Raw genomic sequence first — 26,608 nt, forward strand, 5'->3', positions numbered from 1 at the left:
AAAGCCCTTGATCCTGCCTCCGACTCCTTTTATAGACCGCACACCTGACGCGGTTTGCCCGTGTCCTATTTCGTTATAGGACGATGGCGGCTGCGGCAGCATAATGGATGATTAGCTCAGCGGTAGAGCACTTCGTTGACATCGAAGGGGTCACTGGTTCGATCCCAGTATCGTCCACCATGAATTCATCGGACTTCGGTCCGTCAATGCAACCCAAGGCGCAATCCGCGCGCCGCGACATGAAGGACACGACCATGAAGGTACGTAACTCCCTCCGCTCGCTCAAGCAGCGCCACCGCGATTGCCGCATCGTGCGCCGCAAGGGCCGCGTCTATGTGATCAACAAGACGCAACCACGGTTCAAAGCCCGCCAAGGCTAAGCCGCGAATGAGCATTTTTGAAAAGGTCGCGCCCTTCGGGGCGCGGCCTTTTTTTATGGAAAACAGGCCAGCGGTTCCCGACGATTATGTCGCGGTCAGGATTTCCACACTTTTTACCGTTTGGTCTAGTCACCAGTGACGCAATGCGACTATCGTATCACCACAACCTTGGCCGAATAGAAAAGGAATATTTTTATGCAGTTTATGAACATTAGATCAGGCGCACTTGCGGTTGCGATGTTGGGCCTTGCGGCCCCCGCTGCCGCTCAACAAGCATTTTGTGGTGGCGCTGGAAATGGCGGCCAGTGGATTGGCGGCGATGAATCATCATCAGACATCGCCACAGCAGGCTCTTATATGGAGCAAATGGCGCTTGTATTAGGTGGCAACGAATATGTGTCACTGTTTACGCTTAGCCAAGGGGCCGACGTTCGCATGGAAGCTGCAGGACGCGGCGCTGGCGATACCATTATCGACATTCTCGATAGCAACGGCAGCATCGTCGCGTCCGATGATGATTCTGGCGGCAACGCGGCATCACGCGCGGAATCATATCTGGAGGCAGGCACATATTGCATGGCGCTGCGTAGCTATGACGGCGGCCCAATGACCGCATTCGTGCGCGTTGGCTTGCAAGAACATGAAGCCCTGACCGAAGGTGTCATGGAATCAACTGGCGGCGGCGGTAATGCTGGTGGTTGTGAAACTGCGACCCCAATGGGTGGGCTTGGCAGCATTGTCACAGGTTCGGTTACAGATAACCCGAATTGGAGCTTCACGCTTGATGCGCCCGCACAGGTCAGCATCACGGCTGAAAATGAATCCGCTGATCCGGTGATCACACTTTACGGCGCGAATGACATGTATATCGCTGAAAATGACGATTATGATGGGCTCAATTCACGGATTGATGTCACTGACACGTTGGACGCTGGCACATACTGCATCGCGATGGCCGCACTGAGCGACGAATATGCGCCGATCACCGTGACGCTTTCCGAATATGACGCCGAAGCGGCGCTTCTATCGCTTTATGATCGCGGCGAAGCAGCCCCACCACTTGATGGCAGCGTTCCGGTGACAGACCTTGGTGTGCTTGAATCACGCGTACGTCAGGACGTGCAAGCCACTGACGATGTGACTTGGTTCACCGTCGATGTTCAGGACAACAGCTTGCTTGTCATCGAAGCGATTGCCGGAGGCAACAGCGACCCATGGCTAGTTGTCTATGATGATCTTGGCCGGGAAGTTGGGCAGAATGACGACTATGGTGATGGGCTTGATAGCCTCGTGATGGCGCGTGTACAGTCTGGCACATACATCATCGGCGTCCGTCAGTTCGACAACACTGCTGGCCTGATCCGCCTGTTGGCTGAGCGCTACGTACGCGCGCAATAAGCGTAACAAAACTAAAAAAGGGGCCGTCTGCATAACAGGCGGCCCCCTTTTTTTTGCGTCTCGAACGTCTATCGCCCAAATGTATCTGCAAGCAGCCGCGCCAATGTGCGCTCGTTCAGATATCCTGTTGCGGGCAGACCGCCGCGGGTTTGGTAGCGACTGATTGCGCCGCGCGTTTCACTGTCAAACCGCCCGTCAACTTGCCCTGGATTGAACCCCATTTGCGCCAAGCGGCTTTCAATTAGCCGCGCCATAACAGGGTTTATCCGTAGCGCGGCCTCTGCATCCGCAGCGGCTTGGTTGCTTTCGGCGCCACCGTCGCTTTCGGTCTCGTCCGCATCTTCGTCCAACGCTTCACGGGCTTCTTCGGCAAAAATCCCGTCGGGATAGGTGTTCAGATAGGCGCTGTAGCCAGCGGCATCGCCACGCGCACCGGTTTCTTCCCAATAGGCGCGGTCCAACTGTTCGGCTTGCGCGCGCACGCGTTCTTCTGCCTCGGCAATTTCAGCGGCTCTGCGGCTAGCCTGCGCATCGATCCGGTTAATCTGCTCTGCCGTCAAAAAAGAGGTCTGCGCAAACCCGTTGGATTGCTGCCAGTTACGGATGGCGCGGCGACTGCCCGGTCCAAAGATGCCATCAACGCCGCGTGTGCTGTAATCAAGCAAGGTCAAATCGCGTTGAATTTCGCGCCGCGCATTCCGCGTCAGCCCAAGATCCACCTCTGCGATTTCGGCAAGGCGTTGCGGATCGTTCTCTATCTCGTCCAGCCGCGTGCGGGCCTCTTGGGCGTAGGGACTGCGCGGATAGTTCAAGGCAAAGTCACGGTAGGCGTCAGCCGTGTTCAGCTCTTGCGCGGCAATCCAGAATTGCAGGGTCGGGTGGCCGGAGGGAGGCGTCTCAGCATCCTCATCGTTCGGCTGCATAACCAAAGCCCGCGGCGCAAACCCTGCAATATTCAACCAACGCGCATCTCGCGCAAACGCCATGACATCCGCGCCGGGTACGGTTATCGCCTCCATAACAACCCCATCGGTGGAATTGGGTTCAGCGTAAAGAACAGTCACGCCTTGTGGGATGTTGAGTTCCCCGACGCCTTCTCGCAAATAGTCGCCAAACTGAGCGTCGCTATTCAGATCATATCCAAGGATCAAGATCGCCTGCCCCGGCGTCTGTGCCAAAACCTGAAGGACACTGTCGACGGATACGGCGTCGGAAAGACCAAAATATGTTGGGCTCTGGCTATCTGTCGCCAAAAGCCAACTGCGCGCACCATCCGTTACAAAACGTCCCGACAGGCCGACAATCAAACGATCCGCCTCCGTTGCGCCCTGCGCAAAGCGGTTCAGCGTCCGCGTCATATTCGCGCTGGTTCCGTTGGACAATGTGGTCACATCATAGCCAGCACGCCGCAGGTCTTGTGCACTATCAAGCACATCTTCGGCACCCGGAGCCCGCCGCAATTCTTGGTATCGTTCAACCCCTATCAGCAAGGCAACATCATCTGCCGCAGCAGGCAAGGCAAAGGCCGTCAGGGCCGCGATTAAGCTTATTTTGCGCATATGCGTTTTCTCCAGAATACGCGTCACAACTATATCAAACGCGTTGTTTTATTCATTCAAAGATCGCGTTTCTAGACCTGCTATTCAATAGCAATGCCATGCAGGTCACTTGCGGCACACCATGCATTCAACCCATGGTGAAAAATCGTCGATAAACAAAACGTTATTGGACACACCACAACGATCACGCGATGTGCCAAGCACTATATAACTCATCTTGGAAACGCACGAATGAATACGAAATCGATTACGGCACTGCTGCTTTGTTTGACCGCGGCTTGCAGCAGTTCAGGTACATCACCAGAAACAGAGACGCCCTCTACATCCGATGTTACGAAGGTCGCGGGCCAAAGCATCGTTCTAGACCCCGGACTGGTTACATCCACGAGAACAGCACATATTTCAGCAGATGATTTTTCAGATTATTTTGATCAGGTCGACGAAAAGAACGTAGATTTGGAACTGATCAATTCCCGAGCGCACAGCCTCATACTGAGCGACACCCAGAATAAGGCGAGTGTGTATTCATTCGTCGGTTATGGGATAGAAGATGGCGAAGCCGTATTTTTCGCCTATTCTGGGCTGCGGAATAACACGCCTTTAGCGACATCTACCCCAGATAGCGGAATCGTCACCTTTAACACGGCGTATGAAATAGAAGAGATCACTAACATCACCACAGACCCACACGGCATTACGACAACCACCGGCAGAATGGATCTGGACGTTGATTTTGGAAACAATACTATTTCGGGCGGTAATGACCTATTTACCGTAGATGGCACAGCAGGATCAGCTGGCAATAATTCTGATCAGTTCATTGATGCTGATATCACTTGGCGCGGTGCGGATGGCAACCTTTATGGATTGGTCACAGGATCAGACCTGCTTGGCAGTTTTAGCGGCGGCGATGAGAATATCGTATATTCCGGTGTCATCACCGGGTCACCAGATTCCGAGTAAGCGGTTTCGCACCCCTGATGAAGAGCGGGATTTTTAATAGGAGTGCCCTGAGCCGTTCAGGGCACTCACTCCGCAATTGTCTCGCCGCATTCCGTAGATGCATGCGGAGAGAGCTTTATTCATCATTTTATACGTGATCCGCTTGGCACTGCTTCAATCCGCACAGCGGCAAACTTGAACTCTGGGATTTTTCCATAAGGATCGACAGCCGGGTTGGTCAGCGTGTTCGCCGCAGCCTCGACATAGGCAAACGGCACAAAGACCATATCGGGGGCCACAGCCCGATCCGCCCGCGCCATAATTTCGATACTGCCACGCCGGGTTGTCAGCCGGATCATATCGCCCGGCGCAGCCCCAAGATTGCGCAACGTTGACGGATGCAGCGAACAGTTTGCTTCTGGCTCGACCGCATCCAGCACCTTGGACCGCCGTGTCATAGATCCGGTGTGCCAATGTTCCAACTGCCGCCCGGTGGTCATCACCATCGGATAGTCTGCATCCGGAGTTTCATCAGGGGCAATCACATTGGCCGGGGTGAATTTAGCGCGCCCGCCTTCTCGCGGGAAACCGTCTGAAAAGACAATCGATTGGCCGGGGTCAATTGCAGACAGCGATGGATAGGTCACCGCATTTTCATTCTCGAGCCGATCCCATGTAATATTTGCAAGCGACGGCATGACCTGCGTCATTTCCGCAAAGACATCGCGCGGATGTTCGTATGTCCAAGGCAAGCCCAACCGTTTCGCAAGTGCCAATGTGATCCACCAGTCTTCACGGGCTTCACCCGGTGGGGTGATTGCGGCACGCCCCATTTGCACCTGACGGTTTGTATTCGTGACAGTCCCGTTTTTTTCTGCAAAGGCGCTCGCGGGGAGGATAACATCAGCGAAATTCGCAGTTTCGGTTAAGAAAATGTCTTGTACCACAAGATGGTCCAGCTTCGCTAAAGCATCCCGCGCATGATCGACATCTGGGTCAGACATCGCTGGGTTTTCACCGGACACATACATACCACGAATCGTACCAGCGTGTACCGATTCCAAGATTTCTGTAACCGTTAAGCCTCTGTTGGGATCAATCGCGTAACCTTGCCAGACATCGGCAAAACTGTCGCGCTCGGCGGCATCATCAACCGGTTTGTAGTCCGGTAGGAACATTGGGATCAGCCCCGCGTCGGACGCACCTTGCACGTTGTTTTGCCCGCGTAACGGATGCAATCCTGTACCGGGCCGCCCGACCTGCCCTGTCATCAACGCAAGACTAATCAAGCAACGCGAATTATCTGTGCCGTGGATATGTTGGCTAACCCCCATACCCCAAAAGATCATGCCAGCCTTTGCACCCGCAAACAGGCGCGCGACCTCGCGCAGGGTTTGCGCATCAACCCCGCAAATCCCTGCCATTTTTTCGGGGCTGAAATCTTTGAGATGGGCTTTCTCAGCTTCCCAATTTTCGGTGTAAGCTTCGATATATTGACGGTCATAAAGACCCTCTTCGACGATCACATGCATAATCGCGTTCAGCATCGACACATCTGCGCCCGGCCGGAATTGCAACGTATGTGACGCAAACCGCTTGAGCGCCTGCCCCCGCGGATCCATCACGATCAGCTTCCCCCCCCGTTTGGTAAACTGCTTGAAATAGGTCGCCGCCACGGGGTGGTTTTCTAGCGGGTTCGCACCAATGACAATCGCCACATCGGCATTTTCGATTTCATTAAACGTGGCTGTCACCGCGCCTGATCCGACATTTTCCATCAAGGCTGCAACCGAAGACGCATGGCAAAGACGCGTGCAGTGGTCGACGTTATTATGCCCAAAGCCCTGACGGATCAGTTTTTGGAACAAGTAAGCCTCTTCATTGGTGCATTTCGCTGATCCAAAACCCGCAACCCCCTTGCCGCCAATCGCGTTCAGCCCATTGGCGGCGACGTCCAGCGCCTCGTCCCAAGTGGCCTCGCGGAAATGCGTTTGCCAATTGCCCGGATCAACATTGAGCCCTTTTGCCGGTGCATCATCGCGCCGGATCAGCGGTTTGGTCAGCCGGTGATCATGGTGGATATAGTCAAAGCCAAAGCGGCCTTTGACACACAGCCGCCCCTCATTGGCGGGCCCATCAATGCCTTCGACGAATTTGACCTTCTCATCTTTGATTTTCAACGAAACCTGACACCCAACCCCGCAGAACGGGCAAACAGATTTCACCTCGCGGTCGAAATCCGCGGTATCGCCTTGCTGATTTTCGTCAGTGACGGTCGCAGGCAAAAGCGCGCCCGTTGGACAAGCCTGCACGCATTCGCCACAAGCCACGCAAGACGATGCGCCCATCGGGTCATCCATATCAAACACCGGGTACGCCCCAGCCCCGCGCCCGGCCATGCCGATCACATCATTGACCTGCACTTCGCGGCAGGCGCGCACGCATAGCCCACATTGAATGCACGCATCTAAATTCACCGACATCGCGACATGGCTATCATCAAGCAACGGGATCGCGGCGGCATCCTGCGTCGGGAAACGGCTTTCGTTCACGCCTTGCTGTGCGGCCATGTCCCAAAGGTGACTGGATTTATCATGGGCAACAGACTGTTCTGGCTGATCAGCAACCAATAGCTCCATCACCATTCGGCGGGCTTGGACCTCGCGCGGTTGATCGGTGGTCACGACCATACCTTCACTGGGTTCGCGAATGCACGAAGCGGCCAAGCTCCGTTCGCCCTCAATCGCGACCATACAGGCCCGACAGTTCCCATCAGACCGATATCCCGGTGTAGGTTTATGACAAAGATGCGGGATCACAAGACCACGCCCATTTGCCACCTCCCAGATGGTTTCGCCGGGCTGCGCGGTGACAGTTTTCCCATCAAGGGTAAAAGAAATGGGTTGTGTCATCTGGTCTCTCCGCCGGTTTGGCCCCGTCAATCATTTATGGGCCTCACGCAAGATTACCCCATGTACGCCCACGCGCCAGTTCAAAAGCGACATGATGGTTGACCTCTCCGTACAAATCGATAAAACTAGTTTTATCGATTTATTAATGCGAGACCCCAAATGGATAATGTCACGGCAGCACAGGGATTTTCTGCGCTTGGATCTGAATCACGGATTGAGGTGTTTCAGACCCTCGTCAAAGCGGGCGATGCAGGTCTTCTTGTCGGGGATATCCAGCAACGCACCGGAATTCCCGCGTCAACGCTTGCACATCACCTCAAATTTCTCAGCACGGCCCAGTTGATCGTGCAGGAAAAACAAGGGCGCACAATTATCAACCGCGCCAACTTTGATCACCTTCAAACCCTTGCGGCTTTCATCCTAGAGGAATGCTGCTCAGAGGCAGGACAATTGTCATGACTGATATCAACTCGACTTCGGCGCCACGTGTCGGCGCGCACCTGAATCGGCTCAAATCCCCATGGTCTTTGACACTCATTATACCAGTAATCGTTGCGATCCTTGATCAGCCAAAGGCAATTCCTGTCATCGAATTTGCGATCCGCGCGCTTTTAGGCACCCTGCCCTATATCCTATTTGCCGTGCTCATGATTGCCGGGCTAAAGGCGGCGGGCGCGGAAACCGTGATTGCCAGCATCTTTAAGGGGCGTGAAACAAGGATGATCGTCCTCGCCGCGCTGTTTGGCGGGCTCGCGCCGTTTTGTGCGTGTGAAGTCATTCCGTTTATCGCAGGCCTGCTTGCGCTTGGGACGCCGCTCGCCCCGGTGATGGCGTTTTGGTTGGCCTCACCGCTGATTGACCCGCCGACCCTACTCATCACGGCGGGTGCACTAGGCTGGCCATTTGCGATCGCCAAAGCCTTTGCCGCTGTCGGCCTTGGCGTGATGGGTGGATTTGCGATTAAGCTACTGCAATCGCGGGGACTTTTTGCATCGCCATTGCGCGCAACCCCGGTCAACCGCTGTGGTTGCGGCCCTGACCCGATGGATGGGAAACCCGTCTGGGCCTTTTGGAAAGATAATGCGCGCGTGCAAACTTTCAGACAGGAATTTGCCCATAACACACTATTTTTGCTAAAATGGCTCGCATTTGCCTATATGCTTGAGGCGCTACTAATCACCTATGTGCCCGCGTCGCTCATTGCTGGCCTCGTTGGCGGCGAAGGTATTTTGCCAATCGCAACCGCCGCCGTGGTCGGCGTGCCAGCATATCTGAACGGTTTCGTCGCACCCCCGCTGATCGCCGGGTTGATGGAGCAAGGCATGAGCAGCGGATCGGCGATGGCCTTTGTGATTGGCGGCGGCGTGACGTCTATCCCCGCGATGGCGGCTGTCTGGTCGCTCGTCAAACGTCAAGTTTTTGCCGCCTATATCGCCTTAGGCATGGCAGGAGCTGTTGCGTCGGGGATTGTGTTTCAGCTGGTGGGGTGACCCACCAGCGCTGGGAACTACTGGGGAAGTTCAATCAAGCCAATCATGTAATAATAATGATCAGGACTTCGAGACTTACAAGCACAACTATGGGCGACAGGTCGATACCTCCCAAATCAGGCATAAAACGTCGGACGCGGCTGTAAATTGGTTCAAGCAATCGCTGTAGACCGTACCAAACTTGCGCAACAAAATCTTGCCTAATATTAAGCACCTCAAACCGGATCAGCCAGCTCATGATAAAATGGGCGATGACAAAGAAGCGGACAAGGCTGATCAAGTAAACGAGAATATCGCTAATAGTTTCCATTTCACCGTGAACCCTTTGATTTGTTTGCACTGAATTAAGCACTTGCGGCCCTATCTACAAGCCCAGGGTTTCCGCGAGGTTAAAGTTGACGTTAGCGTCAATTTGGATCATCCCTGATGCGAAACAATCCAGAGGCCCCCGATGTATCCTGTTGTGCGCGTCATTAAAGAACTGATCACCAACAAACGGCGGCCAAAGCTACACCCCCTAGATACGCATGTGTCCTATCACCGCTGCTGGCCCCAAGACATTGATACCTACTTTGAAATGAACAACGGGCGTATCCTGACCATCATGGATTTAGGGCGCACTGGACTGGCCCAGCGCGTGGGTTTGATCGCATTGCTGAAACAAAAACGCTGGGGATTGACGATGGCGGGCGTATCTGTGCGCTACCGCAAACGCATACGCCCCTTTGCCAAATTCCGAATCGTCAGTAAAACGGCAGGCTGGGATCATCGGTTTGTCTATATTGATCAATCCATTTGGATTGGTGACACCTGCGCGACGCAATCTATGTATCGTTCAGCGCTGACCAGCAAAGACGGCATCGTCCCCCCCAACGAGGCCTTTGCCGCACTTGGTTACGATGGATCGTCACCTGAACTGCCCGAGTGGATCAAAAACTGGATCGACGCGGATGCAACGCGGCCCTGGCCTCCGACCGACGCGGGCACCTAAACGCTTGCAATTCATGCGGGTCACAGTGTCTTATCGCCGTAAAGAACACGCAGGGACAGGCACATGGCAGTCGCAAAGAAACGCATCTGGGGGTGGATGGCCTTTGATTGGGCATCGCAACCTTATTACACGCTTGGCCTAACCTTTATCTTCGGCCCCTATTTTGCATCGGTCGCAACTGAATATCTGCAAGGCACCGGATTGGATGCAGAAACAGCCAACGCACAGGCCCAGTCGATCTGGTCCACAGGGCAAGTGGTCGCTGGCTTATTCATCGCACTCACCGCGCCGTTTCTAGGGGCGTTTGCTGACCATTCGGGCCGCAAGATCCCGTGGATCGCGGGTTTTTCTGTGATCTACGTCATTGCCGCGTTTTCGCTGTGGGGCCTGCTGCCTGATAGCAGTTCGGTCTGGCTCTATATGGCGATCTTCTTTGTTGGTTTTGTCGCCGCGGAATCATCGTTGAACTTTGTGAATGCGATCTTGCCCAGCCTTGGTGACGACAAAGAAGTCGGGCGCATCTCGGGGTCTGGGGCCGCGTTTGGCTATTGGGGCGGGGTGCTTTCGCTGATCTTGATCCTGCTGCTTTTGGCCGAAAATGGCGACAGCGGAAAAACCCTGATTGGGCGTGACCCGCTATTTGGGCTGAACGCGGACGCCAAAGAAGGCACCCGCGCAACAGGGCCTTTCATCGCGATTTGGTACGCCCTATTTATGATCCCGTTTTTCATGTGGGTCCGCGACAAGCCGCAAGAAAAGCCTGCAAAGGTAAAGCTGGGGGTTGTCGCGCGAAATCTTGGACAAACCCTACACAACGTCGCAAAACGTAAAAGCCTGCGCAGCTTTCTGCTTGCCTCAATGTTCTATCGTGATGCCGTGAACGCGCTTTATGCCTATGGAGGAATCTATGCGGCATTAGTTCTGGGGTGGGAAATTACATTTATCGGCGTCTTTGGCGTTATTGCCGCCATTGCCGCCGCGATCACAACATGGCTGGGTGGTCTGGCTGACAAGAAATACGGCCCGAAACCCGTGATCATCACCGCCGTCTGGGCGATGATCGCCGTGTCATGCGTAATCGTGGGCATGTCGCGCGAGGCCTTGTTTGGCGTGCCCTTAGCCCCCGCATCACAGCTGCCTGACATCATTTTCTTTGTCTGCGGCGCGATCATCGGCGGCGCTGGCGGCGCGGTTTATGCGTCGTCGCGCTCGCTCATGGTGCGGCACAGCCACCCTGATCACCCCGCCGAAGCCTTTGGCCTGTTTGCCTTATCGGGCAAGGCCACTGCCTTCTTGGCCCCCGCGATGATTGGCGTCGTGTCCTACTGGTCCGGCAATGTGCAAATCGGATTTACGCCCGTTTTATTCCTGTTCATCGTGGGCCTTTTCTTGTTACGCTGGGTTAACAAAGACGGAGATCGCGCAGAATGGTCCGCATAATCGCAATTGCTTGTTTCGCCCTAGGGTTGGCCGCATGTCAGGCCGAAGAGCCTACCGCGCCAACATCCACGCAAAACGCGAATGACACGCGTATTGCCAAACAGCTATTCGGTGCCGCAGCGCAAGGGTCAAACCAGCGCTCGCAGTCGCTTGGCGGCTATGCCCGCGGCTGTCAGGCTGGTGCAGAACAGTTGCCCGAAACCGGTGAAACATGGCAAGCCATGCGACTGTCGCGCAATCGCAACTGGGCACAGCCAGAAACCATCGATTTCGTCCAAGATCTTAGCCGCTTTGCCGCGACCCAACCCGGCTGGGAAGGGCTATACATCGGGGATATGAGCCAACCGCGCGGCGGGCCGATGTTGACTGGGCACCGCAGCCACCAAACCGGGCTTGATGCCGATATTTGGATGCTGCCACCAACCCGACTGGACCTCACCGCGACGGAGCGTGAGAACCTTTCGTCCATCTCTATGCGCCGGAACGCCGGTGCTTACACCAACAGTAATTGGACCTCACAACACGAAGCGATCCTGCGCGCCGCCGCCTCTGACCCGCGCGTCGCCCGGATTTTTGTTTTCCCCGGCGCTAAGGTCGCCATGTGTAATAGCGCAACCGGCGATCGCAGCTGGCTGAACAAAATTCGCCCTTGGTGGGGGCATCATTATCATTTCCATGTCCGGCTGAATTGCCCGGATGGTGCAACCGGCTGTACGGACCAAGCCCCACCACCCGCTGGTGACGGATGCGCCGATGCTGAGCGCTGGGTGAACAACATCATCAACCCACCGCCCCCTGATCCCAACGCGACGCCGCCAGCACCGCGCGCGGAACTCACCATGGCGAACCTGCCGGGCCAATGTCTTGGCGTTCTGAACGCCGAATAAATGCGGCTAATTTACGCCCTTGTGGCGATAGCCTGGAGCGCTACCGCTTCAGCAGAAACCACATATATTGGCAGCTATCTTTGGGCATCCGATAATCCGCAATTTGGCGGAATATCGGCAATGTCCTTATCGGAAGACGGGATGGAACTTGTTGCTGTTAGCGACCGTAGTTTCTTTGTCACCGGCAACATTACCCGCGCGGATGGAATCATCACAGCGGTAGAAAACGCTCAGATCACCCGCATGAGCGACACCGGCACGCAAGGTGACAGCGAAGGCATCGCAATTGCGAAAAACGGCGCGATCTTTGTATCATTTGAAGGCGTCCACGGTGTGCGCCAATTTGACGGCGTCGACGGCACGTCAACCCCATTACCAACGGCCGAAGCCTTTGCTGGTATGCAAAATAATTCGTCACTCGAAGCGCTGGCGATTGGCCCCGATGGGGCACTTTATACCATCCCCGAACGATCCGGGCGCGCGACGCGCCCATTTCCCATTTACCGTTTCAAAGATGGCATATGGGACCAGTCATTTACGATCCCACGACGCGGCGCTTTTCTAGTTGTGGGCGCGGATATTGGACCAGATGGCAATCTATATATTCTTGAACGTGATTTTACCGGATTTGGGTTTCGTAGCCGTGTCCGCCGCTTTGATCTCTCTGGACAAAACGAGGAACCCATCCTTGAAACGGCACCGCTGATCCATGACAACCTCGAAGGAATCAGCGTCTGGGATGATGGGATTGGCATGCGGATCACGATGGTCTCGGACGACAACTTTCGGCTATTCCAACGAACCGAAATTGTTGAATATCGGATCAGCGATTGACAGCAACCCGGCAAAAGCGTTACCCCGCGCCGTCCTCGGATGATCCGCAGGGCCAAGTGCCGCACCCTTGTCAAAACGGAAAACCAATATGACACGCATCCTTCCCGGCGTTATCGCCATGGCCATCATTGTTGTGGCCTCAAATATTCTTGTGCAATTCCTGATCCTTGACGGGTTGCTGACCTGGGGGGCGTTTACCTACCCGCTGGCCTTCCTTGTGACCGATATCATGAACCGCGTTTACGGCGTTTTCGCAGCGCGCCGCGTTGTGTTCGTCGGGTTGATCGTAGGTATCATCTGTTCGCTGATTGGCTCGCAGATCATGCTTGAATACGGGCCCGCCGTTGCCTTGCGCATCGCAATCGCATCGGCCACCGCCTTCACAGTCGCACAACTCCTTGATATTGCAGTGTTCAACCGGTTGCGCGCCGGGTCATGGTGGAAAGCACCACTGGGAAGCACCTTGGTTAGCTCTTCGGTTGATACGGTGATCTTCTTCTCCATCGCATTTGCCACCGCCTTTAACGGGTTCAGCGAAATGGCTGCCGATCAGATCATCTGGGCTCAAGAGGCCGTGCCGTTTTTGAACGCGGGGCCGCTGGTGCCGCTTTGGGTGTCGTTGGCTGTGGCCGATTGGGGTGTGAAACTGACCATCGCGCTGCTGGCTTTGGTGCCGTTTCGCATCATTGTTGGGCGGATTGCACCGGCGAACACATAATCGCGAGATCGGGGATATTTTTACTTGAAATAAACCCGATCTGTGCGAACCTACCTTTAGGCGAAATTTTTGAAAGGAGGTGATCCAGTGCATCATGAGGTATTGGAGACGTGTGTCGGGACAACTTGTGGGGGTCGCAGCTAGGGCAGCCCTTGGCTGAGAAAACCACAAGGTGGAGTTCCTAACCGACTCACCTCCGAAATTCAGAGAAGGGCTATCCCGTCGCCGGGGTAGCCCTTTTTCACGTCGCATGCAGAGCATGCGACGGGTGGGTATGCGTTTGGGCTGAGCCCAAATGCGGCCGCCGGGTGCCGTGGTTTTGACGGTCGGCACAACGTCGGATAAGTGTCGGACAAACGTCGGCGCCTCCGGCGGGAGTATTTTAGGGCAAGATGATGCGGGTAAATGACCAAATTGAGATAGCGGATTGGGAACTGACCGAGAGCTTTGCGCGCGCGTCCGGCCCCGGCGGACAGAACGTGAATAAGGTTTCCACGGCGGTTGAATTGCGTTTCGAGGCCGCGCGATCCCCAAACCTGCCCGACCCGGTCAAAACCCGGCTGCGGCGGCTGGCGGGGCAACGCTGGACCAAAGACGGGGCGATTGTGATCTTTGTGCAAGAAACCCGCAGCCAAGCCCGCAACCGCGAAATCGCGCGGGACCGTCTGGCCGCACTGATCCTCTCAGCCACCGTCGTGCAAAAACGCCGACGGGCGACAAAGCCAACTTATGGGTCGGTGAAACGCAGGCTGGCGGGGAAGAAAGCGCGTGGGGAAGTGAAGGCGCTCAGGGGGAAGGTTGATGAGTGACTGAGGTGGGTAGAGGTCCAGTCCGCTCCGTTTGACAATTGGCATCCAAATAATACTCTGGGTTGTGACTGGATTTATAAATTTAATGCATGTAGCGTCCCTGTAACAAAATTTTTGGACGAGTACATGCAACCTGAAGAACTTAGTTACGATAACCTAAAGCACCTAATCTCGAATTTTGAAAACAAGGGGCGATCCGAAGCTCGTTCATTTTTGAATTGGTTTCTTGAAAACATCTTCCGCTTGGACGCTATCGAAGCAGATGATTGCATATGCGACAAACCAAATGACAGAGGCATCGACGGCATCTTTGTCGATCACAATCAGAATGAAGTCATAATTTTTCAAGGTAAAATTCGGCAAAAGGAATCTTCTATTGGTGACGCGCCCCTACGAGAGTTAGCTGGCACAATAACTCAAGTTGAGAACGCTGATGCGATAGAGGGGTTGTTAGAAGGTGGAGGCAACGAAGACCTCAAGAACTTGTTGGTTAGGTTGAAAATCAGAGAGTTAATCGAAAACGATTTCACTGTAATTGGGGCGTTTGTTTCGAATCAACCGTTAGACCAAAACGGTCGCGAGTTTGCTGACTCACATGGCCGGATACGCGTCTTCGATCGATTAAGAATTTCCGGGGAATATATAGATATTCAGGCCGAAGGTGGGGTTGATGGGGACTTTAGTTTTGACACTTCATACGTCGCCCCACTTGAGCTACAAACGGGGTCAGGCGTTTGTTCTTTTATCCTACCGGTACAAGCACTCGAGCTCGTTAAGATGTCAGGTATCGAAGACGGGAAACTCTTCTCACAAAATGTAAGACAGTCCTTAGGGAACACTAAGGTCAATCGCGCGATGCGTGAAAGTGTGAATGACAAAGGGCAACATCAGTACTTTCCACTTTACCATAACGGAGTAACAATTCTGTGTGGGAAGGCTAAACTCGAAGCCGACACTCTAAAAATATCAAATTACGTAGTTGTAAATGGTGCACAAAGCATTTCGACGTTTAAGCGTGTCGAAGGCAGCCTATCAGAAGACCTACGCGTGATTGCAAAGATAATAGAATTAAATGACAGTGAGCTTGCAAAAGCGATCACAGTTAACAGCAACAATCAGAACGCCATCCGTTCTCGCGACCTAAAATCGACCAATGCAGTTCAAATTAGATTAGCTCGGGAATTCGAGAAAACCTTTGAAGGAAAGTTTGATCTTGAGATCAAACGAGGACAAGACTGTAGGGATGATGCCGAAGTTATTACAAATGAGGAAGCAGGTAAGCTGCTGTTGGCATTTGATTTGTTGGAACCTGAAGCCTGTCATTTGGTTTCGAAACTATTTGAAGATAAATACTCAGACATTTTTGCTCGGCCAGCGGTTACAGCCTCGAGAATAATTCTTTTACACCTCATCATGCAACGGATTCATTATGAAATTGACGGCATAGAGTATAAGGCCTTATCAAAATATGGCCTAACACGCTTCTTTCTGTTGTCAGTTTTGCGTAAGATTCTTCAGATCGACGACGGCGCAACAGATGTTGTAAAAAACCCGGAGAAAATTATCTCAAGTGAGACCCTTGAGCCTTTGCTAGAGGCTATAAGCACTACACTGAAATCTATCATTATCGATTTGAATTATGAGATCAAAGATCGGGGCGATACCTTCGACTATAAAGATGAACTGAAAAATTCGTCAAAGGTTGCTGAACTGCGATCTGAGCTATTGAAAAGCTACGAAAAGGAATTGGCTAAGAGCAAAATTTCTCCAATTAGCTCGTCGCTAGAATCCTAAACCACGACCTCAACCCGTTCCTGTTCGCCCACCCCAAACACCCGTTTGTACCGCGCGATCTCCTCAACCGGTCCCATCGCTTTATTCGGATTGTCCGAGAGTTTTACGGTGGGGCGGCCGTTGGCTTTGATGGCTTTGCAGACAAGGCTGAACGGGGCGAGCGCGTCGCCTTCCGTCAGCCCTTTGAAATCATTGGTCATCATCGTGCCCCAGCCGAAGGACACGCGCACGCGTCCCTTAAATTGCCGTTGCAGTTCGATGATTTTATCGACGTCGAGCCCATCCGAGAAGATCACCAGCTTTTGCGTCGGGTCTTCGCCGCGTGATTTCCACCAGTTGATTGCGTTTTCGGCGCCTGTTGCGGGATCGCCGCTGTCGATCCGCATGCCGGTCCAATCGGCCAGCCAATCGGGCGCGCGGTCAAGGAACCCTTGGGTCCCGTAGGTGTCGGGCAGGATGATTTTGAGGTTGCCGTCGTGTTCGTCTTGCCAATCCGACAGCACGTCGTAGGGCGATTGCAGCAGGGCGGCGTCGGTTTCGGCAAGGGCGGCGTAGACCATCGGCAATTCGTGGGCGTTGGTGCCAATTGCCTCGATCTCGCGCATCATGGCGATCCGACAGTTTGACGTGCCGGTAAAGCTGCTCCCCAGCCCTTCCATCATCGCCTGCACGCACCAATCCTGCCAGAGGTAAGAATGCCGCCGACGGGTGCCGAAATCTGCGAGTTTGAGGCCCTCAATGGGTCGTAATTGTTCGACTTTTTCCCACAGTTTGGTCATGCCGCGTGCATAAAGCACCTGTAGTTCAAACCGCCCCATGTCGCGCAGCACCGCCCGCGACCGTAGTTCCATGATCGTGGCGAGCGCGGGAATTTCCCAAAGCATGACTTCGGGCCATGACCCTTCGAACGTCAATTCAAACTGCCCGTCGACCTTTTCAAGGTGGTAGGGCGGCAGTTGCAGGTTTTCGAACCATTCCATGAAATCAGACCGGAACATTTGCCGTTTGCCGTAGAAGGTATTGCCCCGCAGCCATGTGGATTCACCGCGCGTCAGCCGCAGGGATCGAATGTGGTCAAGCTGCTCGCGCAGCTCGCCTTCGTCGATCACCTCGGCGAGCCGAATGGTTTTGGTGCGGTTGATCAGCGAAAAGGTGACTTGGGTATCGCGGTGGTTCCGAAACACCGATTGGCACATCAGCAGTTTGTAGAAATCCGTATCGATGAGCGACCGCACGATGGGGTCGATCTTCCATTTGTGGTTCCAGACACGTGTTGCGATATCAACCATTTTGCGGCCCTCCCGTTTTGGGTGTTAGACCAATTGATGCCCAGCGTGGCAAGGGGGCTAACGCAGGTGCTGCCCGGCTTTCTTCATTTGCCAGAACAACCAGCCTTTGATTTGCAAAGACCGCGGGCGTAATCCGCTCAATAGCTGTTTTGCGCCATCATCAGTCCCGGTGCGCGCGGCAACCCGTAACGCGCGGCGCAAGAGGAACCAGTGATCGGCGGGGCGAGACCGAAACGCGGGGCCGTGTCGTTGAAATGTACGCACATAGCACGCCACCATCGCGGTGGGGTCTGTGCTTTGGGTAAGTTGCGGGGCGGTGGTTTCGTTGGTGTCATACCCGCTGTGAACGGCGCAGCCCGGCACCGGATCATACCATGCGCTGTGGCCCTGTGCGTATAGCTTGCAACACAGGTCAGTGTCTTCGTCGTTCACCTGATCCGGGGCAACGCCCCCAACCTCGAAAAATGCGTCACGACGCACCCAATACCCTGCTGAAAACGCCGCCAGTTTCGCAGAAAGCGGGGTGTCATGGAGGAGCATCCCGGCCGACAATTCGGGGCGCTGTTCGGTCTCTTCGTTTCCATTTTCAACCTGCATCCGCGCAGAAAACCCAAAATTTGCCCCAGTTTGCGCCGCCGCTAACACCCGCCCCGGATAATCCGCGATCAACGTGTCATCATCGTCAAAAAATAGCAGTATTTGCCCGGTCGCCACCTGCGCCCCGGCGTTGCGCGCGCCTGCGGCACCTTTATCCCCGGGATTGGTCAAAACCGTTAGGCGCGAGTCACTGATAACATCATGCAAGGCGCTTTCGGCCGTGTCAGAGCGATCATCCACGACGATAATTTCAGCTCCATCAGGACATGCCACCAAGGCAGATTGTACCGCCCGCCGCAAAAGCTTGGGGCGATTGTAGGTGGGAATAATGATCGAAAGGGGCCGCGTCACGCGAGCGTCACACCGGCTGCAATCATCCCACCTGTAGCCGCGGCAAGCGATCCGTCAAAATCAATCGCGCGGCATAGGTCCATTTGAACGGTCACTTCAAACCCTAATTGGGCGGCATCGACCGCCGAATAGTTCACGCAAAAATCAGTCGCCAGCCCCACCATCGTCAGCTTGGTGATCCCGCGCGTGCGCAGATAACCTTCCAAGCCGGTTGGCGTTTTGTGATCGTTTTCAAAAAAGGCAGAGTAGCTGTCGATCGCCGGGTTATACCCTTTGCGGATGATCATATCCGCGCGATCTAAATTCAGGTCGTCATGGAACTGCGCACCGCGTGACCCTTGGATGCAGTGATCAGGCCATAGCACCTGCGGCCCATACGGCATTTCGATCAGCGACATTGGCGCTGCATTATGGCTGGACGCAAACGAAGAATGGCCTGCCGGGTGCCAATCTTGGGTCAGTATCACGGCATCAAAACCATCCATCGCGGCGTTGATGCCCGTAACAATTTCATCGCCACCAGTGACGGCCAAAGCCCCACCGGGACAAAAATCATTTTGGACATCAATGACAAGAAGGGCATGCGTCATATCGAGTCTCCTAATTTATTTGTAGGTTAGCAATATACGCGCGCACCTGCGAGCGTGTTTGCAGATGGTGCACGGTCAAATGCGGGTGGGCGGCGATCAATCGCACAATTTTGGCGCGTGTACGTTTGCGCGAAGTGAATATCCACAGCCAGAATGCAAAGGTTTCGCCATGAAAAACTTCGGGGCAATTGTTGGTCATGTCTTCACGGGTCTTTCCGTAGTCGCGGAACAATCTACGCACGACCCGCCAAAACCTTAGGGAAACGGGTAAATCCAACCAGATCAACATATCCGCGCGGGTGGCACGATGATCATAAGTTTTTGAAAACCCACCTTCAAATATCCAGCTTTCACCGTGTTCAATGGCGTGACACATCAATTCTCGTTCGGACATGTCGCGCGGTTCCCATCCCGGCTTCCAATGAATTTTGTCCATGTGATGAATAGGCAGCCGAGTGCGCGCGCCCAAAATTCGGGCGATCGTGCTTTTACCGGACCCCGGCCCACCAGTGATCATGACGCGTTGCATAGATGTTTGCTACTGCTGGGGCGCCGCAATGGAAAGGTGTCAATTCTCGAAACCAGTCTCGTAGTTACAAAACTGGGTGTACTGAAGCGTCACGTCACCATTAGAGATATGCAAAACGCCATAGTGTGGCGCCTCGGCAGGTGGTACAAATCCATCCCAATGCCATTCGGGGCGGGGGGCAGGCGCTTGGAATGAAATCGCGCCAATTGTTGCAAATGGAATGCCGCGGACTGTTCCGCACGTTGGCCGATGAACGTGCCCCATGAACAAATGCTTCACGTTACTGTAGCCACTAATCAGATCAAGGAACTGGTCAGCTTTTTCAAGCATGATTTCATCCTGAGCAGGCAAGTTTAATGTCATCGGCGGGTGATGCATAAAAATATAAGCGGGCTTTTCACGAAGCGCGTCCAATATCTGCACGAGCCAATCGCTGCGCTTACTGCAAAGTTCGCCAGCGTGTGAGCCCAACTTTTGCGTATCGAGGCATATGAAAGCCGCGTCATCTGTATTGATCACGTATTGAACAAAATCTGGCATCGCCTGATCTGGCAGTGCAAGATGCGCCCGTAATCCGCTGCGGTCATCGTTGTTCCCCATCATCGGGTGCATGGGGATCTTTGATTTGGCTAAATGGAACGCGATACCTGTGTAGTCTCCTACGATATCATCGCCGACAAGGTCACCCGATATAATCCCAAAATCCGCATCGGCATGCTGCGCATGCATGTGGTCAATCGCAGCCTTAATTCGCAAGCGCGGGTTAAGGCCATCAATAGTGCCCTTGTTTTGAAAATGTGGATCCGACATCCAAATAATTTTTGTCATGATTGCCCCCTTATTTCCATCCTAGGAGGCGGTGCTGAGGGCTTGCAAGTACCATATTATTCACTTAAACGCCCCATCTTTCACCAATGAATGGGCGCAAACATGGCGGTTTTGGGTATTGATTTTGGCACCTCAAACACTGCGGCGGGCGTGTTGGCAGGGGATCGTCCATTTTTAATTGAGGTTGAACCGGGGCGCAAAACGTTGCCAACTTCGGTATTTTTTGACTTTGACCGCAAGGTCACGACCTATGGATCCATCGCCAATGCCGCGCTGATTGACGGGCGTGAGGGCCGTTTTATGCGGGCGCTCAAATCCGTATTGGGCACGCCATTGATGCGCGAAAAACGGCAGGTGGCTTATGAGCGCCTTACCTTGATCGAAGTTGTTGCGCGGTTCTTGCGGATGATCCGTGAACGTGCCGAAGCCGCGACAGGACAAACCTATGATGTGGCCCTTTCTGGCCGCCCTGTCAGGTTTCATTCAACCGATGACGCACGCAATGCCCAAGCCGAGATTGACCTGCGCGACGCCTATCTGATCGCCGGGTTCAAAGACGTACATTTCATGTATGAGCCCGAGGCCGCAGCGCTGGCCAGCGGGCCATTGGATGCGGGCAGCCTTGGGCTGATTGTCGATATTGGCGGCGGGACCTCAGACTTTTCGGTGTTTGAACGTGACGGCGACGCAACCCGCGTGATCGCGAGCCACGGCATTCGTGTCGGCGGCACCGATTTTGACCGAGCCATTAGCATTGATCAGGTCATGCCACTTTTGGGGCGCGGTGCAGAGGTGCGCAACGCGATGGGCGCGGGGCATCACACTGCCCCTAACGCGATTTTTAACGATCTTGCGACGTGGCAGAAAATTCCATTCACCTATACGCCAGAAAACAAACGCATGGCCGGCGATTTTGTAAAGCTTGGCGTCGACCCGCGCCTGTTCAGCCGGCTGCAAACCACGCTTGAGATGGAATTGGGCCACGACATTGCCTTTGCCGTTGAGGCCGGAAAAATCCACATCAACAAGCCCGACGTGACCGACGCCGGGATTGATCTGCGTGTGATCGAACGCGACCTATGGGCCCGGTTTAACAAACCCCATCTGGCCAACATTCTGTCCGAGCATGCAGCGGCAATTAGCACCTGTGCCACTGATACCTTAAAAATGGCCGACGTGCGTGCCGATCAAATCAGCAAGATTGTTTTCGTCGGTGGATCAAGCCTGCTGCACGTCGTTGAGAATGGGATGGTGTCACTCTTCCCGCACGCGTCCCTTGAGCGCGCCGAAGCCTTTACCGCCGTCGCGGATGGTCTGGCGATTGCGGCATCGCGTCCCTTGCCCTAACAAAACAACAGGCGTATTTGACCGATATGTATACAGTCGCAGCCCTATATCACTTCACCCGTTTCGATGACCCTGCCGCATTGCAAGGGCCGCTTTTGGATCTCTGCAAATCGCAGGGGGTTAGCGGTACTTTGCTGCTGGCCAAAGAAGGGATCAACGGCACAATCGCCGGGGATCGTACAGGCATCGACGCGGTCGTCGCACATATCCAGGCCCTGCCCGGCTGTGCTGATTTCGTCTGGAAAGAAAGTACCGCAACCGTGCCGCCATTTCACCGGATGAAAGTGCGACTGAAGCGCGAGATCGTCACCATGGGCCAGCCCGATGTGGACCCAATCGCGAACGGCACCGGCCATTACGTTGAACCTGCTGATTGGAATGCGCTGATCACATCCCCCGATGTCGCCGTCATCGACACCCGCAATGATTACGAAGTTGCGATTGGAACCTTTGATGGGGCGATTGACCCGCTAACAAAATCCTTTGGTGAGTTTCCCGCATGGTGGGAAGAAAACAAAGACAGGTTCCATAACAAGCGCATTGCGATGTTCTGCACTGGGGGCATTCGTTGCGAAAAGTCGACGAACTTCTTGATGGGTCAAGGGGTTGAGGACGTCTATCACCTGAAGGGTGGCATTCTGAAATACCTTGAAGAGGTCCCACAAGAAGACAGCACATGGGACGGCGAATGCTTTGTGTTTGATGCACGTGTCAGCGTCGGCCATGCGCTAAAAGAAGGCCCGCATATCCTGTGCTACGCCTGCCGACGCCCAATTTTGCCCGACGATCGCAACCGCCCCGAATTCGAAGAAGGCGTCGCCTGCCACCAATGCACGGCTGAAACCTCGGACGAAGACAAAAGCCGATTCCGCGAACGTCAAAAGCAGATTGCCTTGGCCAAAAAGCGCGGGACGCACCATATCGGCGGACTATAGTCGACAATCGTTGACCCACCAGCCTGAACCCCATATTCCGGTCATGTCATCGACTGGAATCGAAACGATTTATGCCCCCGGCCTTTCTAACCTCAGCTGATTTGCGCGCACAGGGCTTGGCCTTGTCGATTGGTGTCGCGGCTGGGGTCTGTGCGTTTTGGGTGGGGCTGCCGTTGCCGTGGATGCTAGGCCCAATGATCGCGACGACAATTGCAGCCATGTCCCATGTCCCGGTGCGCGCGCCTATGCGCTTGCGCCCCATTGTGATCCCGATCATTGGTGTTTTGCTGGGATCAAGCGTGACCGCGCAGGTCTTTGGTTTGTTGCAAAATTGGGTCGTCACATTGGTCGCTTTACCTGTCTTTCTGGCCATCGCCTCGGCTGTTTCATTTGCAGTCTACCGCCAGATTGGCGGCTATGATCGTGTCACCGCATTTTATGCCGCGATGCCTGGTGGGCTAAACGAAATGCTGATTATGGGCGAACAAGCCGGCGGGGATGGGCGCCGCATTGCACTGGCCCATGCGGCGCGCATCCTCGTTGTCATTGTGTTTGTCGCCATGTTCTTTGGGCTCGTGCTTGGGGTTTCAAGCGGTGCGCGCGGTGCCACACAGTGGATACCTTTGGACGCGCTAACCGGGTTCGATTACGCCGTTCTCGCCACATGCGCTGTTCTGGGGAATTGGCTGGGAACGCGGCTGGGAATGCCCGCCGCACCCGTTTTCGGGCCAATGATCTTAAGCGCTGCGGCCCATATCGCAGGGGTGGTGACTGTATCGCCACCAACGGTGTTCATTATTGCAGCCCAAGTCACGATGGGCACCATCATTGGCAGTCGTTTTGCGGGTGCCAGTATCGCGCAGGTCGGTCGGGACATTGCGCTTGCAATGGTGGCGAGCGCCTTCATGCTTGTGGTTGCAGTCCTGTTTGCGATCGGCATCGGCTGGGCAAGTGGTATCCCCATCAGCCAAGCATTCCTTGCCTATTCACCGGGCGGTTTGACCGAAATGTCGTTGCTAACGCTCGCGCTTGACCAAGACGTGACATATGTCTCTGTCATGCACATCTTGCGCATCACGTTCATCATTGCAGTGGCGCCAGCAATCTTTCGCATTTGGGCAGGTCGGTCCGGTAATCTGTAAATCGTGATTTAGATCAACCCAGCTGTGCGCCTTACGCATTAAGCTAAGAGGCGCTGAATAAGGAGTTGAGCAGTGCCGCCTGAACCAAACCCACCGACGCTAAAGCGTGCAATCGGGCTGCCATTACTTGTGCTTTATGGGTTGGGCATCACCATTGGCGCCGGGATCTATGTGCTAATCGGTGAAACCGCTGCGGTCGCAGGTGTTTATGCCCCTGCGGCATTCTTGGTCGCTGCATTTGTCATGAGCTTCAGCGCGCTCAGCTTTGCTGAGTTTTCGGGACGTATTCCGCTTAGCGCCGGCGAGGCGCTTTATGTGGATGCGGCGTTTGGGTGGTCTTGGCTGACATTGGCCGTCGGCCTGTCAATCATCTTTGCGGCAACGATATCAGCAGCAGCGATCAGCCTTGGCTGCGCAGGATATGTTGCTGCGCTCGTTTCATTGCCGGAGCCTGTTATCGTCGTTGCGATTGTCGTCACGATGGGATGGATTGCCGCGCGCGGGGTCCATCAATCGGTCATGTTTGCGGCGATTTTGACGGTGATCGAAGTCCTTGGGCTGCTCGTTATTATCGCGGCCGGCTACCGCGCTGATCCGGCAATGCTGTCGGAATTGGGTCAGGTCATACCACCGCTCGGCGACGGCCCCGCGATGGCGGCTGTTCTTGGTGCCAGCTTGATTGCGTTTTTTGCATTCATCGGGTTTGACGACGTCGTCAATATGGTCGAAGAAACAAAGAACCCCAATAAAACAATGCCATGGGCCATTGGCATATCACTGGTGTCGGTCACCGTGATCTATTTCTTGGTGATGCTTGTCGCCGTGCGCGCCGTACCCCAAGATGATCTGATCGCATCAAAAGCACCGATAGGATTGCTGTTTGAACGGCTCACCGGCGTCTCGCCCGTGACCATCACCCTCGTCGCGATTGTCGCGACGATGAACGGCGTCGTGATCGAAATTATCATGGCAGCGCGCGTGGCTTACGGGCTGGCCAAACATGGGCGATTGCCCGCCAAGTTGGCGCAAATCTCACCAAGCAGACGCACCCCTCTTAATGCCACGGTTATTATTACTGTCATCGTTCTCCTTGCGGCACTTGCCGTGCCGCTCGATTTCCTCGTCTCGCTCACGTCGCAGATTATCTTGGCGGTATTTTTCTTGGTCAACGTCGCCTTAGTCCACGTCAAACGCAGAGGCGACCCCGCCCCAGACCATATCTTTACGGTCTCAATCATCTTTCCGATCATAGGGGCGATCAGTTGCATGCTTCTGCTGCTGGGGCCGATCTGGATCAACTAGCTGAACGGTTTTTCATAGACCGAGACGTGGAAGGTACTGTCGGCGTCAAAATCCTGTTTATCCCAGCCACCCCAACGGTGTTTGCGCCGAAGCCCGGCCAAACGTGCCATCAGGTCGATTTCAGCGGGGTAAGCATAGCGCATGGGAAGCGGCACCAGCTTCATTCCGTCCGCGGTGATGTGAACACGCTGAAACGCCAAGACCTGTGCGACCGGATCATTTGTCACGGCCTCAATACACAGCCGATCTAGCTCTAACTGCTTTGTTTTGACCCGTTGATTTTCCGTGAACCCTGTAAAATTGGGCACAAAAGCTTCGATCAGAAACGTCCCGCCGGGTTTCAAATGCTTGAATACGTTTTCAAAGCACCTGATCTGGGCCTCTTGGCTTGGTAGATTGAACAATGTGTTAAAGACCAAAAATATATGATCAAACCGACCTTCAATATCAACCTCGGCCATATCGCCAATCACGGTGGGGATCGCGTCACCGCCGGGTTTCGCGCGCATCTTGGCGACCATTTCGGCTGAGGCTTCGATCCCCGAAACGGCAAATCCCATCTGTGACAACGGCAATGCAACGCGGCCTGTCCCAATGGCTAGTTCAAGCACCGCGCCGCCAGTTGGGACCAAACCCGCAATCAATGCGACGGTTGAATCAGTCGTGCCGGGGTCGTGTTGCGCGTCATAGTCGGTAGCGTTCAGTTTCCCAAAAGTGTCGGGCCTAAAATTGTCCATTATCGTTATCCCTACGTCACTTAAATATGCGTGACCCTAGGGGACACGCATCGTAACGCAAGGAATTTCCACACCCCCGGACGTTAGCCCGCGTCAGGAATTGTGAATTCGACACGGCGGTTTGCGGCACGCCCTTCGGGATTATCGGTACCGTCGTCGTTGAGATTTGGAAGAATAGGATCGGCCTCGCCTACCCCTTGGGCCGTCAGGATATCAGCCGTCAGGTCAGTGTTTGCAATCAGCCAGTCACGCACCGCATCCGCACGCCGTTGCCCAAGCGCAAGATTATATGCATCATCCCCAACCGCATCCGTGTGCCCTGTGATCTCAAGCGCGCCAACGCCATCAAGTTTTTCGGCGACACCCGCAAGAACATCAAGTGCTGCGGGTTCAAGGGTTGCATCACCAAATGCAAACAAGACGTCTGACAGCATAACCATCGCGTCAACTTCGCCTTCTGCGTTCACGCGCACATCAAGCGCAGGGTCCGCGGCAGCAATTGCTGCAAGATCAGGGGTTTCCTCAGCCAATGCATCGGCTTCGGTCGCCTCATCTGTCATTGCGTCTTCTGCCATTTCCTCACTCATGGCGTCACCCTCGGCCACATCGTCAGCCATCGTCTCATCTTCAGCCATTTCCTCGACCACTGCATCAGCATCAGCCATGTCTTCGGCGATCAATTCTTCGATGAGTTCTGGTGTGAATTCTGGCTCGGTTGCATCTGCATCGGCATCTTGGGCGTGCAGCACACCGCCGGAAACAGCGACCAAAAGGGCAAGGGTAGATAGAGAGTAATTGTGCATTGGG

26 protein-coding genes and 1 tRNA gene are annotated in these 26,608 nt (G+C 54.5%); 17 read left to right on the forward strand and 10 right to left on the reverse strand.

All coding sequences use genetic code 11. The features are described from left to right. Positions 1-105 precede the first annotated feature (105 nt). From DS901_RS09725 to DS901_RS09735, 3 genes are all read left to right on the forward strand, one after another. Positions 106-180 (forward strand) — tRNA-Val (locus tag DS901_RS09725). 74 nt (positions 181-254) lie between these two features. Next, positions 255-380, forward strand: coding sequence for a type B 50S ribosomal protein L36 (gene ykgO / locus DS901_RS18745; RefSeq protein WP_037210500.1), 126 nt, complete (start codon positions 255-257; stop codon positions 378-380). Between the two features lie 204 nt (positions 381-584). Next, positions 585-1,778 (forward strand): PPC domain-containing protein, encoded by a 1,194-nt coding sequence (locus DS901_RS09735; protein WP_181820830.1) that lies wholly within the window; start codon positions 585-587, stop codon positions 1,776-1,778. Between the two features lie 68 nt (positions 1,779-1,846). Here DS901_RS09735 and DS901_RS09740 read toward each other — a convergent pair whose 3' ends face one another. Next, positions 1,847-3,337: a peptidoglycan-binding domain-containing protein gene (locus DS901_RS09740; protein ID WP_113776845.1), complete on the reverse strand. Its 1,491-nt coding sequence runs from the start codon at positions 3,335-3,337 to the stop codon at positions 1,847-1,849. Positions 3,338-3,568: 231 nt separating this feature from the next. Between DS901_RS09740 and DS901_RS09745 the strand changes: the two genes are divergently transcribed. Next, on the forward strand, positions 3,569-4,300 hold the full coding sequence (locus DS901_RS09745) for a hypothetical protein (RefSeq protein ID WP_113776754.1): 732 nt from the start codon (positions 3,569-3,571) through the stop codon (positions 4,298-4,300). Between the two features lie 122 nt (positions 4,301-4,422). Here the strand turns inward: DS901_RS09745 and fdhF are convergent, their stop codons facing one another. Further along, the gene (fdhF, locus tag DS901_RS09750; protein WP_113776755.1) at positions 4,423-7,191 is read right to left on the reverse strand and encodes a formate dehydrogenase subunit alpha; all 2,769 of its coding nucleotides are present in this window, start codon (positions 7,189-7,191) and stop codon (positions 4,423-4,425) included. Between the two features lie 159 nt (positions 7,192-7,350). On the opposite strand from fdhF, the gene DS901_RS09755 reads away from it, so the two are divergent. Both DS901_RS09755 and DS901_RS09760 read left to right on the forward strand, forming a co-directional pair. After that, positions 7,351-7,650 (forward strand): ArsR/SmtB family transcription factor, encoded by a 300-nt coding sequence (locus DS901_RS09755; RefSeq protein WP_113776756.1) that lies wholly within the window; start codon positions 7,351-7,353, stop codon positions 7,648-7,650. Continuing rightward, positions 7,647-8,681, forward strand: a complete 1,035-nt coding sequence (locus tag DS901_RS09760) for a permease (RefSeq protein ID WP_113776757.1) — start codon at positions 7,647-7,649, stop codon at positions 8,679-8,681. Before DS901_RS09755 ends, DS901_RS09760 begins: the two co-directional genes overlap by 4 nt. A gap of 43 nt (positions 8,682-8,724) precedes the next feature. Here the strand turns inward: DS901_RS09760 and DS901_RS09765 are convergent, their stop codons facing one another. Beyond that, positions 8,725-8,991: a YggT family protein gene (locus DS901_RS09765; protein ID WP_113776758.1), complete on the reverse strand. Its 267-nt coding sequence runs from the start codon at positions 8,989-8,991 to the stop codon at positions 8,725-8,727. A gap of 141 nt (positions 8,992-9,132) precedes the next feature. On the opposite strand from DS901_RS09765, the gene DS901_RS09770 reads away from it, so the two are divergent. The 7 genes from DS901_RS09770 to DS901_RS09800 all read left to right on the forward strand — a co-directional run bounded on the left by DS901_RS09770 (position 9,133) and on the right by DS901_RS09800 (position 16,154). After that, the gene (locus DS901_RS09770) at positions 9,133-9,672 is read left to right on the forward strand and encodes an acyl-CoA thioesterase (protein ID WP_113776759.1); all 540 of its coding nucleotides are present in this window, start codon (positions 9,133-9,135) and stop codon (positions 9,670-9,672) included. Between the two features lie 63 nt (positions 9,673-9,735). Then, positions 9,736-11,112, forward strand: a complete 1,377-nt coding sequence (locus tag DS901_RS09775) for an MFS transporter (protein ID WP_113776760.1) — start codon at positions 9,736-9,738, stop codon at positions 11,110-11,112. Beyond that, entirely contained in the window at positions 11,100-11,999 is a 900-nt protein-coding gene (mepA, locus tag DS901_RS09780; protein ID WP_113776761.1) for a penicillin-insensitive murein endopeptidase, read from the forward strand. The genes DS901_RS09775 and mepA overlap by 13 nt, the downstream gene beginning before the upstream one ends. Continuing rightward, entirely contained in the window at positions 12,000-12,833 is an 834-nt protein-coding gene (locus DS901_RS09785) for an esterase-like activity of phytase family protein (protein WP_113776762.1), read from the forward strand. 88 nt (positions 12,834-12,921) lie between these two features. Then, positions 12,922-13,551, forward strand: a complete 630-nt coding sequence (locus tag DS901_RS09790) for a queuosine precursor transporter (protein ID WP_113776763.1) — start codon at positions 12,922-12,924, stop codon at positions 13,549-13,551. A gap of 392 nt (positions 13,552-13,943) precedes the next feature. Beyond that, positions 13,944-14,360 carry an alternative ribosome rescue aminoacyl-tRNA hydrolase ArfB gene (gene arfB / locus DS901_RS09795; RefSeq protein WP_113776764.1) on the forward strand — a complete coding sequence of 139 codons (417 nt, stop codon included), beginning with the start codon at positions 13,944-13,946 and terminating at the stop codon, positions 14,358-14,360. A 126-nt stretch (positions 14,361-14,486) separates the two neighbouring features. Next, complete coding sequence (locus DS901_RS09800) at positions 14,487-16,154, forward strand: AIPR family protein (RefSeq protein WP_113776765.1); 1,668 nt, start codon at positions 14,487-14,489, stop codon at positions 16,152-16,154. Here the strand turns inward: DS901_RS09800 and pncB are convergent. From pncB to DS901_RS09825, 5 genes are read right to left on the reverse strand one after another with little or no spacing between them, the layout of a single operon-like run. Further along, on the reverse strand, positions 16,151-17,443 hold the full coding sequence (gene pncB, locus DS901_RS09805; RefSeq protein ID WP_113776766.1) for a nicotinate phosphoribosyltransferase: 1,293 nt from the start codon (positions 17,441-17,443) through the stop codon (positions 16,151-16,153). The genes DS901_RS09800 and pncB overlap by 4 nt on opposite strands. 57 nt (positions 17,444-17,500) lie before the next feature. After that, a complete protein-coding gene (locus tag DS901_RS09810) occupies positions 17,501-18,391 on the reverse strand; it encodes a glycosyltransferase family 2 protein (protein WP_113776767.1) in 891 nt (296 codons plus the stop codon). Next, the gene (pncA, locus tag DS901_RS09815; protein ID WP_113776768.1) at positions 18,388-18,981 is read right to left on the reverse strand and encodes a bifunctional nicotinamidase/pyrazinamidase; all 594 of its coding nucleotides are present in this window, start codon (positions 18,979-18,981) and stop codon (positions 18,388-18,390) included. Before pncA ends, DS901_RS09810 begins: the two co-directional genes overlap by 4 nt. A gap of 10 nt (positions 18,982-18,991) precedes the next feature. Continuing rightward, positions 18,992-19,510 (reverse strand): AAA family ATPase, encoded by a 519-nt coding sequence (locus DS901_RS09820; protein ID WP_113776769.1) that lies wholly within the window; start codon positions 19,508-19,510, stop codon positions 18,992-18,994. 39 nt (positions 19,511-19,549) lie between these two features. Continuing rightward, positions 19,550-20,338, reverse strand: a complete 789-nt coding sequence (locus DS901_RS09825) for a metallophosphoesterase (protein WP_113776770.1) — start codon at positions 20,336-20,338, stop codon at positions 19,550-19,552. A 102-nt stretch (positions 20,339-20,440) separates the two neighbouring features. Here DS901_RS09825 and DS901_RS09830 point away from each other — a divergent pair, with 102 nt between their 5' ends. From DS901_RS09830 to DS901_RS09845, 4 genes are all read left to right on the forward strand, one after another. Then, positions 20,441-21,685: an Hsp70 family protein gene (locus tag DS901_RS09830; RefSeq protein ID WP_113776846.1), complete on the forward strand. Its 1,245-nt coding sequence runs from the start codon at positions 20,441-20,443 to the stop codon at positions 21,683-21,685. Between the two features lie 26 nt (positions 21,686-21,711). Then, complete coding sequence (gene trhO, locus DS901_RS09835; RefSeq protein WP_113776771.1) at positions 21,712-22,620, forward strand: oxygen-dependent tRNA uridine(34) hydroxylase TrhO; 909 nt, start codon at positions 21,712-21,714, stop codon at positions 22,618-22,620. A 71-nt stretch (positions 22,621-22,691) separates the two neighbouring features. Continuing rightward, positions 22,692-23,762: an AbrB family transcriptional regulator gene (locus DS901_RS09840; protein WP_113776772.1), complete on the forward strand. Its 1,071-nt coding sequence runs from the start codon at positions 22,692-22,694 to the stop codon at positions 23,760-23,762. Positions 23,763-23,834: 72 nt separating this feature from the next. Beyond that, a complete protein-coding gene (locus DS901_RS09845; RefSeq protein WP_113776773.1) occupies positions 23,835-25,064 on the forward strand; it encodes an APC family permease in 1,230 nt (409 codons plus the stop codon). Here the strand turns inward: DS901_RS09845 and DS901_RS09850 are convergent. Further along, a complete protein-coding gene (locus DS901_RS09850) occupies positions 25,061-25,801 on the reverse strand; it encodes a class I SAM-dependent methyltransferase (RefSeq protein WP_113776774.1) in 741 nt (246 codons plus the stop codon). The two genes, DS901_RS09845 and DS901_RS09850, sit on opposite strands and share 4 nt — an antisense overlap. An 83-nt stretch (positions 25,802-25,884) precedes the next feature. After that, entirely contained in the window at positions 25,885-26,604 is a 720-nt protein-coding gene (locus DS901_RS09855) for an OmpA family protein (protein ID WP_113776775.1), read from the reverse strand. Positions 26,605-26,608: the final 4 nt, after the last annotated feature.

This window comes from Loktanella sp. D2R18 (assembly GCF_003318235.1).
In the GTDB taxonomy this organism is placed as follows: domain Bacteria; phylum Pseudomonadota; class Alphaproteobacteria; order Rhodobacterales; family Rhodobacteraceae; genus Yoonia.